The sequence below is a fragment of the Paenibacillus sp. J22P165 genome (assembly GCF_059692015.1).
Window position 1 is genome coordinate 194,711 of record NZ_JCAUAP010000003.1, and the last position, 15,466, is coordinate 210,176.

The 15,466-nt window shown below is 44.2% G+C and carries 14 protein-coding genes; 3 read left to right on the forward strand and 11 right to left on the reverse strand.

Translation table 11 applies throughout. The annotated features are described in order from the left end of the window. Positions 1 to 102: 102 nt before the first annotated feature. Positions 103 to 1,011 carry a helix-turn-helix transcriptional regulator gene (locus AC58QM_RS08555; protein WP_497283057.1) on the forward strand — a complete coding sequence of 303 codons (909 nt, stop codon included), beginning with the start codon at positions 103 to 105 and terminating at the stop codon, positions 1,009 to 1,011. Positions 1,012 to 1,090: 79 nt separating this feature from the next. Here the strand turns inward: AC58QM_RS08555 and AC58QM_RS08560 are convergent, their stop codons facing one another. The 9 genes from AC58QM_RS08560 to AC58QM_RS08600 all read right to left on the reverse strand — a co-directional run bounded on the left by AC58QM_RS08560 (position 1,091) and on the right by AC58QM_RS08600 (position 11,733). After that, positions 1,091 to 2,800 carry a hypothetical protein gene (locus AC58QM_RS08560; RefSeq protein ID WP_497283059.1) on the reverse strand — a complete coding sequence of 570 codons (1,710 nt, stop codon included), beginning with the start codon at positions 2,798 to 2,800 and terminating at the stop codon, positions 1,091 to 1,093. A 35-nt stretch (positions 2,801 to 2,835) separates the two neighbouring features. Beyond that, on the reverse strand, positions 2,836 to 4,134 hold the full coding sequence (locus tag AC58QM_RS08565) for an efflux RND transporter periplasmic adaptor subunit (RefSeq protein ID WP_497283061.1): 1,299 nt from the start codon (positions 4,132 to 4,134) through the stop codon (positions 2,836 to 2,838). A 12-nt stretch (positions 4,135 to 4,146) separates the two neighbouring features. Continuing rightward, on the reverse strand, positions 4,147 to 7,260 hold the full coding sequence (locus AC58QM_RS08570) for an efflux RND transporter permease subunit (protein ID WP_497283062.1): 3,114 nt from the start codon (positions 7,258 to 7,260) through the stop codon (positions 4,147 to 4,149). Between the two features lie 107 nt (positions 7,261 to 7,367). Beyond that, entirely contained in the window at positions 7,368 to 8,759 is a 1,392-nt protein-coding gene (locus AC58QM_RS08575) for a sensor histidine kinase (protein WP_497283064.1), read from the reverse strand. Beyond that, entirely contained in the window at positions 8,756 to 9,433 is a 678-nt protein-coding gene (locus tag AC58QM_RS08580; protein ID WP_497283065.1) for a response regulator transcription factor, read from the reverse strand. The genes AC58QM_RS08575 and AC58QM_RS08580 overlap by 4 nt, the downstream gene beginning before the upstream one ends. A gap of 29 nt (positions 9,434 to 9,462) precedes the next feature. Then, positions 9,463 to 10,158, reverse strand: a complete 696-nt coding sequence (gene queC / locus AC58QM_RS08585; protein WP_497283067.1) for a 7-cyano-7-deazaguanine synthase QueC — start codon at positions 10,156 to 10,158, stop codon at positions 9,463 to 9,465. A 68-nt stretch (positions 10,159 to 10,226) separates the two neighbouring features. Further along, a complete protein-coding gene (locus AC58QM_RS08590) occupies positions 10,227 to 10,907 on the reverse strand; it encodes a 7-carboxy-7-deazaguanine synthase QueE (RefSeq protein WP_497283068.1) in 681 nt (226 codons plus the stop codon). Further along, the gene (gene queD / locus AC58QM_RS08595; RefSeq protein WP_497283070.1) at positions 10,907 to 11,380 is read right to left on the reverse strand and encodes a 6-carboxytetrahydropterin synthase QueD; all 474 of its coding nucleotides are present in this window, start codon (positions 11,378 to 11,380) and stop codon (positions 10,907 to 10,909) included. Before queD ends, AC58QM_RS08590 begins: the two co-directional genes overlap by 1 nt. A 71-nt stretch (positions 11,381 to 11,451) precedes the next feature. Continuing rightward, entirely contained in the window at positions 11,452 to 11,733 is a 282-nt protein-coding gene (locus AC58QM_RS08600) for a hypothetical protein (protein WP_497283072.1), read from the reverse strand. 210 nt (positions 11,734 to 11,943) lie between these two features. Here AC58QM_RS08600 and AC58QM_RS08605 point away from each other — a divergent pair, with 210 nt between their 5' ends. Next, positions 11,944 to 12,573, forward strand: coding sequence for a nitroreductase family protein (locus AC58QM_RS08605; protein ID WP_497283074.1), 630 nt, complete (start codon positions 11,944 to 11,946; stop codon positions 12,571 to 12,573). Between the two features lie 66 nt (positions 12,574 to 12,639). Here the strand turns inward: AC58QM_RS08605 and AC58QM_RS08610 are convergent, their stop codons facing one another. Then, complete coding sequence (locus tag AC58QM_RS08610) at positions 12,640 to 13,725, reverse strand: hypothetical protein (RefSeq protein ID WP_497283075.1); 1,086 nt, start codon at positions 13,723 to 13,725, stop codon at positions 12,640 to 12,642. 154 nt (positions 13,726 to 13,879) lie between these two features. Here AC58QM_RS08610 and AC58QM_RS08615 point away from each other — a divergent pair, with 154 nt between their 5' ends. Beyond that, entirely contained in the window at positions 13,880 to 13,966 is an 87-nt protein-coding gene (locus AC58QM_RS08615; RefSeq protein ID WP_497283621.1) for a YjcZ family sporulation protein, read from the forward strand. Positions 13,967 to 14,035: 69 nt separating this feature from the next. Here AC58QM_RS08615 and AC58QM_RS08620 read toward each other — a convergent pair whose 3' ends face one another. After that, positions 14,036 to 15,466, reverse strand: coding sequence for a glycosyltransferase (locus AC58QM_RS08620; RefSeq protein ID WP_497283077.1), 1,431 nt, complete (start codon positions 15,464 to 15,466; stop codon positions 14,036 to 14,038).

Genomic DNA, 15,466 nt, shown 5'->3' on the forward strand with positions numbered 1-15,466 from the left:
TTTGATTTATCATTTAAGCCGAAATATTTGCACTTTAGCTAAATTGAATGTGGTAAAATAGGCTGTAATCGGGAAGAAAATCGCCTAGAGAGGACGGACAGCATGGATTTCCCACGGATCTATTTACAGGAATCACTTTCGATTGAAGCTCTTATTTCCTTCCACTATTTTGAATATGCCAAAGGGTTTGTATTCGATGGTGAGCAACATGACTTCTGGGAAATTCTCTACGTGGACAAAGGGGAAGTTGAGGTCCGTGCCGATGATGTCATACATACCCTTCAGCAGGGGAAACTGATTTTCCATAAGCCTGAGGAGTTCCATACTGTTCATGTCAGACATGAGCATAAGCCGCCTAATCTCATTGTCATCGCTTTTGCGTGCCCTTCAGAGGCGATGTTTAAGCTTGCAAATAAAGTCGTATCGCTAGGCGATCGTGAGCGCAATATGCTTTCGATCATCACACAAGAAGGATTCCATGCCTTTCTTCCTCCATTCGACTCTCCATCCATTCACTTACTTGAAAGAAACAAGGATGCGGCGTTTGCTAGTGAACAGCTCATCAAAACATATTTAGAGATCCTCTTCATTGCACTCATACGTAAACAAGAAGCTCCGATTAGCCTTCAAGACACGCAAAAATGGAAGCAATCTTCCTTGCAAAAGGAAAAAGCTGAGCATGGATTAGTAGGTCAGATTATCGGTTATTTAACGGATCATCTTGCCGATTCCTTCACATTGGACGACCTCTGCCAAACTTTCCATTTAGGTAAAAGCCGCATGAAAGAGCTTTTCCAATCCCAAAGAGGGATGGGCGTCATGGAGGCTTTCAAATCGCTCAAAATTGAGCAAGCCAAAACTTATATGCGCGAAGGTCCTTATAACATTACCGAAATTGCCAATTTGTTAGGCTATACCAGCATTCATTACTTTTCAAGGGATTTTAAGAAAACCGTCGGTATGTCACCCTCTGATTATGCCAAATCCGTGAAAGCAAGGGTGAAACAATAACCGTATACAACGTAAATAAAGGGCAGTCCCTCTTGTAGAATTATCTTCTACTAGAGAGACTGCCCTTCCATATTAAAACCTATTTGATCACTTTAAGTAACCGTTTCGCTGTGCCGTTCTGCGTTTCAATGGTTTCGTACACATTGATTGTGAATGGATAGCTGAATTGCTCAGATGAGAAATTCGATACATCCATGGTTTGTACGCCACTCACTAATTTGTTAGGCCCTGCGAAGGAAGCATCCTTGGCACCAACGACTCGTCCCGCTGGATCGACAATTTCAAATCTTAGTTTGGAGAAATTGCTGTCAACAACGACATCTTCCTGCTGTGTAATGCTTAAATCCATTCTCAGTTTGTACGTGTAAGTCAATTGTGCCGTCGTTTGCATACTCGTTGAGATATCGTTAATTTTCAAGTCAAACGGATACATGGCAATAGGAGCATCCGTTGTTTCCTTCTGAGCTTCCGTTGTCAAAGCGGCAATCGTTTGTGTATACGGTGCTGCAGTCTGACCATCTAATATTTTCAAAGTGAAACTTTCACCATCCTCAGATTGAGGAACAATATAAGAATAGCTGACAACATAACTTAAGCCAGGATTCATCAAGTTTGTCACGTTCGTTTGACGTGCACCTTGATACGTAACACCTTGCTCATTCGTTAATTCCGATAGGAACGGTGGCGTAACGACTGGCGTTGTGCTCGTGTTCGTTAATTTGAACTTCGCTACGGCTGTCTTATACCCCTCACCTGGATTCTCATGTAGATGAAGCTCCATCAAAGACGCTTGCATAAACTTACTAATTGATTTCGCAGCCGCATTGAAAGGAATGGGTTGACCGATCGTATACGCTGCTGCCGCTGGACTTCCATCCACTGGCCAATTGATACCCACTTTAGCTGTTGCTAGCTCCGTAGGTTGTCCTCCCTCTTTCGGGACAAACGTTTCTGTCGAAAGCACGACCAAATTCGCAAGTGTCACACCATTCTCAACAGGGATCGCGTAATGGATTAAAGTATTCTCACCCGGGCTCACAACAACTGGAGCTGTTTCCGTACGTTTGCCCTCGTAATTCTTCGTTTCGGACTGCGCATCGATTCTGAAAGCAGGAACGGTTTCACGACCCGCTCCAGAATTGTTCACAAGCACAGTAACTACCGCTACGCGACCTGTTTGCGTGTTCTGGATCGATGCTTCAACAGGCGCATACGTAAGCCCTGAATTCACACCATGAATAATGAAAGCTCCGCCCCATTGTACGTTAGTGATGCTTTCAAGCGCCGCGCTTCCTATGCCGCCATACCATACTTGACTGGTTGGCATCGAAAGCAGCGTAGTCTCTACCTTCGGATAGGTATATAAATCAACATTCACGAAGGAAATACCTTCAATTTTACCAATTTCCTTGGAATCAATTGCTGCAAAATAAACAAGTTCTGCAATTTCTTTTGGTTGCAAAGAAGCTTTATTGCTTGCGCTCGGTTTCAACGTGTAAGAAATCCCACTCGCAGTTTGTACACGAAGCTCGTGCTCTGGAACACGATTTAAGGTTGTACCACCGTTGTACAAGCGAACAGTCACAGCAAGCTGTGAACCTGTCGCTGTCGGTGTTTCTGCAACGCTTTTGACAGCGGCACGAATATCATTCGTCAAACCATAATTGACAGAAGGTGCTGCTACTACTGCGGCGGGAGGCTCCGCAGCCCATGCTGCGGTACCTCCTTGAACGATCATTGCTCCCAGCATAATAGCGGTTATACTCGATTTCCATGGTCTCTTTTTCATCTATAAGATCTCCTTCATTATGAATTTCAGTGATGTTACTTTGCTGCTGGTGTTGTCGTTGGTTGAGCTGATGCAGCTGGAGTATTAACCTTTTGACCGTCTTTCAACGTGTTCTGTCCACTGATGACGAGTTGGTCGCCTTCTTTAACGCCTTCCAGTACTTCTTGGAATTCACCATTGATACGTCCAAGCTTCACTTTCCGTTTCATATATTGGTCACCCTGCTGAACGAATACGAAGGTATCGGATTCTTCACGGATGATACTAAGTGTAGGCACGACAGCAACTTTCTCTTCCGTCTCCGTTGTCAATTGGACTTGATAACGAACACCTGGTTGAATCGTACGATCAGGATTCGGAACTTCCAATTCCAGCGTATACGTTTTGGATGCTGCACTCATGATTGGCGCTAAGTAGCTAATCTTAGCTGTGCCTTTTTTATCAGGCGTATTCGGATTATAGTACACGAGCTCCTTCTTGTTTTTCACAAGTTGGTAGTTCGTTTCAGCTAGCTCTGTTTTGATTTTGATCGGATCGATCTGCTGAATTTGACCAACCTTTCCTGCCTGTGCAGATGCTGTTTGGCCAACAACGACAGTGAAATCGGTTAGAATACCGTTGCCTGGAGCTTTCACTTCATAATTGTCTAAGGCGCGAGTTGCATCTTCCAACGTCAGATTCGCAGATTCTGCTTGCGTCAGAATAGAAGAAACAGAGTCCGTATTATCAAAAGATGATAGCTTACTTTTTGCGGCATCTAAGCTCATTTGAGCATTATCGAGCGCTTGTTTGACTTGATCTACCTGACGTTGAACAACTACACCCGCTTCAAAATCATTTCTAATTTTGTTGTAATCCTGCTGCGCGTTCTTCAGAGCTGTTTCCGTACGAGCAACATTATCTGCAAGATCCTTACGATTGTTCACTTTGTTATCTCTCGCTTGCTGCAAAGAATCCTGCGTACTCTTCACTTGAAGCTCGCTTTTGCGCTTATTCGATAGCGCATCTTTGTTATCAATAACGAAAAGGACATCGCCTTTCGTTACATATTCGCCTCGTTTCTTCAGAACCTCAGTAACTTCACCGCTTGCTTTTGCTACCACATCAAGCGTTGTTCCAGCTATAACATCTGCCACCTGTTCAATCGGATTACTTATTTTCTGAAGCTTGATTACTTCCGTTTTGACCGCTTTAGGCGTTAACTGTACGGTTGCCGCATCCTTAGCACCTGGTGCAGAGCAGGCTGTCGCCAATACCGTCGCTGCGGTTAACAGCGTGATGACCCCCATCCAGCGATATTTGCTATGCCCTCTTCGTAAACCTTCGTTAATCATCGATGTGCCTCCTTATACCTCTAACGGACTCGTTGTCATTTTTTCTTTACCTTTTTTCCGATTAAACATGTTGCTAATGCGGTTTTTCATACTTTCAATCAACTCGTAAATAATAGGTACAACGACTAGCGTCAAGAGTGTCGAGGTAATCAAACCACCGATAACAACAACCCCAAGGCCTTTACCGATCAATCCGCCTTCTGCTGAGATCCCTAGCGCCAGTGGTACTAACGCCATAATGGTTGCCCCGGCAGTCATGATAATCGGACGAAGTCTTATTTTACCTGCTTCAATCAGCGCATGACGAACTGTGTAGCCTTCTTCGCGCAGCTGTTGAGCACGGTCAATTAATACAATCGCATTCGTAACAACGATACCAATCAACATCAGGAATCCAATTAAGGAAGTGACGGTTAATGGTTCTCTAGCAATAACGAGGCCAAGCAGACCACCGATAACAGCTAGTGGAAGTGAGAACAAAATCGCGAATGGTGCACTTGCATTTCCGAATGCTAATACCATAATCAAGTAAACAACGAAAATGGCTGCAGCCATTGCAACGAACAACTGAGTAAAGCTTTCATTTACATCATCGGATACACCCGAGATTTGCGGTGTAACACCCTCAGGAAGCTCAAGCTCCTTCAGAGCTGTAGCTAACTTCGCACTTACAGCTGTCTTATTGTCTGAATTAATTTTGGCAGAAACTTTCACGAGCTGCGACTGATTTTCCCTAGCAAGGGAAGCAGCGCCTTTCGTTTCATTGATTTTGGCGACTTCCTTCAAAAGAATGGTCGAGCCATTCTGAGCCGTTAACGGAATATTGCCCAGTTTCTCAAGGGAATCTCTGTCTGATTTATCTAAGGAAACTGTTGTTGTATAGACAATATTATCAAATTTCATATCGCCTAGATTTTGCTTTGAAATCCATGTCCTTGCCGCATCTCGAACGGATGCAGCGCTTAAGCCGTAGGCTCTAGCCTTCTTCTGATCAACGGCAATTTCAATTTCTGTTTTGGCATCGCTCAAATTATCTTCAACTTCGGCAAGCTCAGGGAAAGTATTCAATTTATCTTTCACCATTCTAGCGGCCTTCTCTAATTGAAGCTGATCATCACCTTGGAGTGTGTAAGCGAAGTCCGTACTCGATACGCCGAAATCACCTTCCATAGATTTAGGCTCAACTTCCGAACCATTCGGCAGCTCCGATAAAATATAAGCGGTCGTTTGCTCTTGTACTTTTACAGGATCCACATTCTCATTGACTTCAAGGAAAATCTGAGATGCATACGGAATCTGCTCATCATCTTTGCCAGCGTAACCTACTAAAGCCTCAACAAATTTAAATACAGGCTCGCCTTTTGAATCCTTCAAGTCTAACAATACTGTTTCAATTTCTTTCGTTTTGCTATCTGTTGCATCAAATGAAGTAGAATAAGGCAATTTTAATTGGAAATACATGATATGTGATGCAGCTGATGCCGGCAAAAAGGATACAGATAAGAATGGTATCGTTCCAGCCATTGTCCCAACAAGCAAGACTAGTGCTACTAATAGCGTTTTAATCTTATTTTTCAAGCTCCACGTTAGTGCTTTTTCATAAAACATCGTTAACTTCGTTGGTGCAGATTCATCATGTTGAACCTTACCTGGTTTACTGCGCAGCACAAGTAATTTCGAGAGCATCGGAATAACCGTTAAAGCTACGATTAAGGATGAAAGAAGTGCACACGCGATCGTTAGAGCGAAAGGTCGGAAGAAACCACCTACAACCCCTGTTACCAAAGCAAGTGGAGCAAATACCCCAACAGTAGCCAAGGTAGACGACGTAATCGCCATCGAAACCTGTTTCGTTGCTAAAGCAATAACAGACTCTTTGCGCTCCTGTGCTTTTTCTAAGGAAGCATAAATGTTTTCAATTACAACAATCGAGTCATCGACAACCCGTCCAACCGCGATAAATATACCACCAAGTGTCATCGTATTGAGCGTGAGGTCTAACGTCGACATTAATAATAATGTGATCAAAATGGAGAGCGGAATCGAGACGAGGACGATGAGTGTCATACGTACATTCCGTAAGAATATTAGAATCATTAGGGAAGCAAGGACTGCCCCTACAATCCCTTCACGGACAAGTCCAGAGATGGATTCTTTGATTTGATCGGCACTGTCGAAGGTGCTTTTAAATGTAATGTTCGGTATTGTTGTTTTCCATTCCGTAATGTTCTTCTCAATTTCATCTGAGAATTCAACCGCGTTCGCACTGCCAGCTTTGTATAAAATCATACCGATCGCTGGTTTGCCATCGAGACGTCCATTGAAGTCTGATTCCGTAATGGCCTTTACTTTGGAGACTTGATCCAAGGTAACAATGGCACCCGTTGGGGTAGTAATCTCTACCTTTTGGAGATCAAACAAACTGGATAAATTACCTGTAACCCGAGTCATTTTGCTATTGCCATCGATTTCTACTGAACCGATTGGTGTTTTCGTTGCCGCGGTATTAATCGCATTGCTCACCATGCCTGGTGATAAACCATATACATCTAGCGCTGAAGCATCTAGCTCGATATCGAGCGAGGTATCTCTGGCACCGATAATGTCCATGTGGTCGATCCCTTTGATACCCTCAAGACCTGGTTTAATCGTGTCTTTGAACGTTTTATCAAGCTCTGTTTGGCTGACACCCTCGTTCGCATAAGCGACTAAATAATTCGAAGGGAACGATGCCGCACCGAAGGTAGAAGCTTTAGGCGCAGCTGCTGTTGCTGGTAAGGAAACCGTAGACAATGCATCCTGTACAGCTTGCTTCTTTTTGTCGATATCGACATTTTGTTTGAAGAAAATAATAACCATAGAGAAGTTATCACTGGAAGTTGATTGCATGGAATCTAAATCTTCTAGATTCGCCAACTTCTTCTCAATGGGTACCGTAACTTCGTCCATAACGTCTTTTGGTGCGCCCGTGTAGGTCGTTGTAACGGCCACAACCGGGAAGGAAACGTTCGGCATGTTCTCTTCCTTAAGCTGTGTTGCTGAATACAAGCCGCCTACAAAAAGCATGATCATGATGATGAATAACGCGGAAACGTTTTTCATCGAAAAATGTGTGAGTCGATTCATTCCTGTACTCCCCTCAACTAATGATTGTGAATTAAAGATACAGGTTCAATATGAACTCAATATGAACAAAGTAAAAAAACTTGGTGAACATTACCAAGTTTTCTCATTTAACTCTTTTTAGTTGGTGAATGGGTCGTTGGTAGAACGATAAGAAATAGCGTGCCTTTGCCTTCCTCACTTTGAACCTCAATCGTTCCATCATGCATATCAATGATTTTACGAACAATTGCAAGCCCCAGGCCGCTGCCGCTATCACGTTGCCTTGCCTGATCTACCTTATAGAAGCGGTCGAAAATACGACCCTGTTCCTCTTCCGCAATACCCATGCCGTTATCCTGAATCCATATCTGAACCCTGTCTCGCAGTGGAACAAGCTTGATAAAAATATGTCCACCTGTAGGCGTGAATTTGATCGCATTACCAATCACATTCATCCACACTTGACTTAATTGATCCGCATCCGCAAATATTTTCACACGAGGCAGGGCCAAATCCATATCCTGTTCTTTCGCAGACCATTGCGGTTCATAGAAAACGACAATCCGTCTCAGTTGCTCATCCAAGTCATAAATGGAGGGATGAAAAGGATGATGCTCCGATTCTAAGGAGGCGAGTTTCAGTAAATTTTCACTCAGACGCGAAAGACGTTCACTCTCACGTTCAATGATCTCCAAATATTTGATGCGATCATTTTCAGCGATATCCGACTCCCTTAACGCTTTGGAAAACCCCCGAATCGATGTTAACGGCGATTGAATCTCATGGGACACATTTGAAACGAAATCCTGTCTCATCTGCTCCAGCTGCTTAAGCTCTCCAGCCATATGGTTGAAGCTTTCAGCGAGCATACCCAATTCGTCTTTGTTATTCACGTTTACGTTGACATTAAAATTGCCTCGAGCCAGCTTCTCTGTCGCTATGGTCAGCTTTTTCAAGGGATTTACTAAATAACGCGAAGCAATGAGAATAAGTAAGCTCCCTACAACCAAAACGATGGTAAGAACAGATACAATCAAAGTCTGCAGTTGTCTGCGTGCAGCATCTGTAATATTGGTATGTATGAATAACGCGTAGCTCTGATCACCCACGATCAGCGGAACGCCGACTTTAATGCCGTTAATCCCACGTAACGGTGCACTGAAATCCAAGCTTTTATAAATATGCCCCTTTAAAACGTCAGCAACCTCGGATGACTGAATGCGCGGCTTTCCTTTTACAGTAGGAATATCCCCAAACGAATCACCTTTGGAATCAAATAAAGTGAATAAATAATTTTCGTTCAGTCGATTGCTCCCAGTTACAAAGGAATACAGGTTTTTTGGCTGCACTTCATTGCTTAACGTAACAATTTGACGTCCAACGGCTAACATCTCAGATTGAAATTGCGTCGAAATCATATTCGTAAAAAAGTACATAGCCAGTGGAAAAGCGACAAGAACACTGACGACTACAATCGCTAGAAAGGTTACAACCACACGCAAATATAGCGATTTGATCATACCTTGACCTCAAGCCTGTACCCTAAGCCGCGTATCGTTGTAATTTGAAAACCATCCGAGTAGGGTTCAAAGCGTTCACGCAGACGTTTGATGTGGACATCAACCGTTCGATCATCGCCTTCGTAATCCATCCCCCAAATTTGCTCAATCAGCTGTGTGCGCGTAAATATTTGCCCTGTATGACTTGCAAACTTATAGAGAAGCTCAAATTCCTTCAATGGCAGTGTAATCCGCTGATCCTGGTAGCGAACCTCATAGGTTGTACGATCAATCGTCATCCCGCCAATGAGAATGACTTGAGATGAATGAATGCGATATCGCTTCAACAGTGCTTTGACTCTCATGACTAACTCTACGGGATCAAAAGGCTTTACTAAGTAATCGTCGGTGCCGAGCTGGAAGCCCTTCACCTTATGAACAGACTCACTCTTCGCCGTCACCATCAGTAGGGGCAGCTCTGGGTAATGAGACCTTAGTTCGCGGCACAGCTCCCAGCCGTCCATCAGAGGCATCATGACATCCAGTACGACTAAGTCAGCAGGCAACGCCTCCATAAGACTTAACGCCTCTTGGCCATTACTAGCTTGCACAACCGTTAGGCCTTCCCCTGCCAAATAAACGCGAATCAGCTCTCGGATATCTGCGTCATCATCAACAACCATAATACGAGTCATGCTTGTTCCGCCTTTCTTGCACCATACAGTTAGGTCAGATAAACGATTGGATCCTTGGAGCCCGCCTCTTCAAAGCCTTTTAACCGCAATCGGCAGCTGTCGCATTCGCCACAAGCTTCTGCTTTCCCATTGTAGCAAGACGTTGTCAGTTCATAAGGTACGCCGATTTTCAAGCCTTCTTCCACGATCTTCGCTTTCGTCCAAGAAATCAAAGGCGTTTCAATCGTAATGCCCTTTCCTTCCACCCCAACCTTAGTAGCCAATGCGATTACTTCTTCTACCTTATGGATAAATTCAGGACGACAATCCGGATATCCGCTGTAATCTAACGCATTAACACCGATATAAATGGCCTGAGAGCCTGTCACTTCTGCATACGATGTAGCAATGGAGAGAAATAATAGATTCCGCCCCGGTACGTAAGTCACTGGAATTTCTTCAGTCTCAGGAGCATTCGTCACATTGGGAACATCAATTGAATCGTCTGTCAGAGCACTGCCACCGAAATCTCGCAGGAAATCCAGCTTGATGATTTTATGACGCGCTGCAACACCATAATGCTCAGCAACTAGCTTGGCATTCTCAATTTCAATCTTGTGACGCTGTCCATAGTCAAAAGAAATCGGAAACAAGTCATAGCCTGCCTCCTTGGCTAATCCCATACATGTCGTACTATCTAAACCGCCGCTAAGAATAATAACGGCTCTTTTGTTATTTTCACTCATGGTCATCAGTACCTCTTTCATAGAATTTGAAAATGGCATTGTACACATCGCGTACAATGCCTGAAAGGCTAGACGCCTCGCATCGCTGGGTCCCAAATAATTTTGTGAAGTTGCATATTCAACTTCACCTTCGATAATCCTTCTGCTAGCATCAAGTCAACTAACTTACGCGGCGGCATCGTCTCCCACACGGGACTGAACATAGGCAGCGCCTTGGTCGGATACTTCTGAAGTACATCGACTGCCGTCTGGAAATCGAGATCGCTGCCGATCACGAACTTCAACTCATCCTGCTCGCGCAGCAGCTCGAAATTGCTGTAAATCATCTGATCCATTTCACCGGAATCCGGCAACTTGAAGTCCATCACGTAACGCACCTTCGGTGAAGATACTTGTGAGATAAATGGGGCGAGATCAATCGCACCATTCGTTTCGATGTGCAGGTCATCGACCTGCTCGAGTTCAGCGAGCGCCTCGATCAGCGCAAGCGATTTGTTGCCGTACAGAAGCGGCTCGCCGCCTGTCAGGCAAATATGCCGGGAGCGGAAGGTCTGAACCTTGCTGATAATCTCAGCAATGGTCATAACGTTCTCCGCTTCCGCGGGTGGGTAGCTGTACGTCGTATCACACCATGAACAGCGCAGGTTGCAACCAAAAAGACGGACGAAGATCGTCGGGAACCCCGCACGGGTTCCCTCCCCTTCAACCGTCTCGAAGATCTCGACCATGGGAATGCGGATATCACGCATTACAGATCCTCCTCCATCATCGAGCGAGTGATGGCTGCATAGCTAGTCGGCGTTTCCCAGAGACGAATCTCGTCCAATGAAATGGCTGGATACAGATTCTCATCAAGCAGTGCCTGGTGAATTTCTTCATAAATCCAAACCACCATATTCTCAGCCGTGGTATTCATAGGCGGCAGCACATCGTTCAAATACCGGTGATCCAAGCGATCAATCACACGTTCTTTCGCTATACGTTTAATATCTCCAAAATCAATTGCGATCCCTCGGCTATCTACTTTTCCCCGCATAATCACTTGCAGCTTATAAGTATGTCCATGTAGACTTTTACATTTTCCCTCATAACAATGCAGATGATGCGCACTATCAAACGTAAACTCTTTGGAAATCAAAACGGATTTATGGTGATATTTCAATTGGTTCTCTTGGATGTCACGCCCCAACTCTTGCACATTTCTTGGGATTTCATAGCTCATTATTATCACCTCATCTATTCGAAAAAAACAGTACTCTACATTATATCATAAATAGACAGTTTGTCACCTTACTAGGATGGCATGGAAGAATTTCGCTCTTTCTTTGATATCCAGTCTAGGTGTCCGCGGATTTCTTGCATCCGTTCATTCTCATCACGCAAGTCTGCCTCAATTAAAGCAGTTAACCGCTCAATTTGTCCAACGACAGAATCAGGAAGCTCGACTTCCTCGAGTGATTTTACAATATAGAGTAAGCATTGCAGAGTTTCATCCATCAGACTCTTCTTTTTCCCTGTCAACACGACTTCGCTTAAAAAAACAAGGTGATTTAACTCTTTTTGCGTTAATTTCAAGAGGACAACCCCTTTCTTTTTCCATTATCCAACATTTTACGACAACGGGAAAGACTCTCTTGACAATACGAACTATAACATTTATGATTACAGTAAATTGTTACCGTGTTGTATACAGTTAGCAGTTTGACTAGCAAACACTAACGCATACGATTTTGGCGACTGAGCAACCATATATAGAACTAATTTATATCCTTGGAGGGATCCTTAATGAGCACACAAGTACAAAATGAAGTTTTAAAAGTTATTGAAGATCGTCATTCCGTTAAACAATACCAAGCTGGGCACACAATCCCACAAGCTGATCTTGAGCAAATTCTAACTTCAGCTTCCCTAGCACCATCTTCTTGGAATCTTCAACATTGGAAACTCCTTGTAATCGACGACCAAGCTCAAAAAGAAAAATTACTTCCAATCGCTTATGGTCAAAAACAAATCGTGGAAAGCTCCGTTGTTATTGCTGTTCTTGGTGATCTTGAAGCGAACAAAAACGCGCAAGCTGTTTTCGGTCCTGCTGTAGCTGGAGGTTTCCTTCCACAAGCTGTGATGGATACACTCGTTGCACAAATTGAAGGTGCCTACCAATACCCACAAGTTGCTCGTGATGAAGCTATCCGTAACGGTTCTTTGGCTGCTATGAACTTGATGCTTGCTGCTAAAGCGCTTGGCTATGACACTTGCCCAATGGGTGGTTATGATGCTGCTAAATTCGTTGAAGCATTCAATGTTCCAGCGCGCTATGTACCAGTTATGTTGATCTCTGTTGGTCTAGCTGCTACTCCAGCACGTTCTGCAGGCCGTTTGTCCCTTGATCAAATCACAGTTTCTAACACGTTCTAATCTTATAAAATGAATGAAAAGGCATGACTCTCATGTTAGGATGAGAGATCATGCCTTTTTTGTGTATTAGTGATATTGTTCGGTTTCAAACAATATTTCGTCGATCAATTTATTCCGATATAACATAGATAAATTGAAGGTTTCATATTCTTTTTCTTTATCAAGCTCATCTAACAACAAAGTCGCAATTAATTCCCGATCATCGGAATCTCCGGGCTCACGAAAATCAATAAAGCCGGTCAGCTGCCGCGAACTAATATCCACCGTAGCGGTTCCGATCGGTAAATCACCATACGATGTTTGATAAATCTCATACGATAACGTATCCAAATCGTCTCTGACCAGAACAATGGCATAGTCATCTCGCATTGGAATCCACATATCATCTTCTGACTGGATATCTTCGACCAAATCCAGCATATCAATATGCGTTAATTCCACCGTATCCACCGTTTCTCCGTTATAAACCATATGGAACACGAACGAATCCGTTTGCTCTTCATTAAAGTCTTCAACCATCAACTCCGTGACAATGTCCATCTCTTCATCAAATGGATCAAACTTCCATGAAATATCTCCGATCACCTCTGACCCATATATGTGAAGGACCGCTTCAGCAATCAGCTCTGCGTCCTTATCATACACATGATACTCTACACTGCTCCTGTTTTCGTTCACAATAACAAGTTCATAACCCTGTTCTTTCTTGCGTTCTTCTAGCATATCCAGCTGCTCGGGGAACATCTCAGACTCCTGATCATCCAAGCTGAGATCTTCCCTTAACCAGGAGTAATCCAGCTCATCATCATGTAGGAGATCTACACTGTTTATAAAATCCTCTTGAAATGGTGATGGCTGAACCGCATGGTCCGTCACAATCACGAAGTCATAGTCACTATAGCTGACGGTTACCTCACACTCGGCGATTCCAAGTGCGTCAATCACATCCTGAATATAGGACTGTGCAAAATCATAAACCGCCTGCTTATTCACAATCGTAATGGATTGCTGCTCCAGATGAATCGCGCCTTTGAGACGATCCGATTCCCTGTAGACTAGCGTTAACGTACCGACAAACTCCCCATTGTACATAATATCGCAGACTTCGCCGCCTGCTGTTTTCAGGTCGGGTCTAAGCATAATATCGGCCACGACTTACTCGCCTCCTCTACAGATCTTGTGTCATTCTTCAGTATCATGCCCATTATCGACCAAAATATGAGTAATCAGGATATTCGTCTATACACTTCTGCCCCCACTTACATATCTTATCTTATAACAATCATCACGAAAGGAGGGAATGACCATGTCAGGAGTTGTAGGTAATTCAGCAGCTGCGGTATTAGTTCTTTTTATCCTTCTTGTTATCATCACTAGCGCATTCGTAATCTAATTCATAGCTAAAACGTAAAAGACGATCTCCAGCCCTAACGGCTTGGAGATCGTCTTTCTATTTGGTAGGTTATTGCTTCGCATGAATAAGCTTTTGACGCTCTGTTTCAATGGCATGGAGCTTAGCACCGATCATTTCTATAGCGCCTGGTTTATCCTTCAGCATGTTGAAAATCTCTTCCGCCCTGGCCAGCTTACCAGATCGCATAGCCAGCTCTCCAAGTGCAGCAGGCGCCTTCCACTCTCCGATGTGATAATCCGCACTAACGCTGCCGCGGTAATTCGGGAGACTTTGGAGTGACTGCTTAATACTCGCTTCCGCTGATTTAAGAAGCTCATCGGCTTGCCTCATCCGGACTTGCGCTAGTAAATAGTGTGCGTCAGGGAAATCAGGCGACTGCGCAAGCGCTTTGTGGCAATAAGCTTCTGCTTCGGAATAGTTTTTGCGCTGCATCATGATTTGGATGAGAAGTCGGTAGATCTCAGACATACGGCCAAAAAGAGGCGTTTGTAATCCCAAGCTTTCAGCTTCTAACAGCGCTGTCAGCGCTTGCTCCTCAAGACCCATTCCCAGCGATTCGCGTCCATAGAATAACCAGTGGCCAGGATTCTCAGGCTCTTCTTCGATCATGAGTTTAAGCAGGCGAAGATTGCGTTCTAGCTTGCCTTTGCTTTGCATGACGGCGGGATCATATCCGTTGTGATCTAGTCTGATTTTGACAGCTCGACGATAGGTATCAGGCTGATAAATACCTTGTGTGGTACCAATTTGCTCATGGATGCGTCCGTAGTAACGGAGTCCTCTTTGGGCAGGGAACATCCGAACTTGAGAGAAATCATGTTGAATGGTTCCATTTATTCGATTCAAATGCCAGACATGCAGAGCCGGGATAAGCTTGGAATGGTTGAAAACGCTGGCAACCTCGCGAATCGCGTTGATATCCTCCGCTATGAGAACCTCATCAGCATCAATCCATATGACCCAATCTGATTGAATATGCTGTAAACCGATATTACGAGCGGCTCCGAAGTTATCATCCCACACAATCGGGACAACCTTTACCTTCGGATATTGAAGGGCAATCTGACGAGTGTCATCTGTCGATGAATCCACGAGTAGTATTTCATCGACTGCGCCTTGCAGAGCGACGATGCATTTCGCAATGTTCGCTGCTTCATTGTGCGATAAGATCGCCGCGGTCACTGTCACCTTGGGAACATACAAAAGATCTTCGATGTCTTGGCGCGGCTCGCCATGCGGTATTTTCTCCATCGCCTTGTAGATGTGATTAACCCACTTGGCCTGCGGGTCCAGCAGCCAAGCCCGGTCGAAGACCCGCTTCGCTGCGCTAGCTTGCTGCTGAAGGAGCAGTGTTTCGCCTAGCATGACCCAAAGCTGTGCTTCAAGTGGGTTCAGACGAATAGCTTGGAAGAGTTCGCTTTCGGCTTCTTGAAGCTTTTGGGATTGAATTAGGTTAATAATGTGTTTATGTTTTAACAT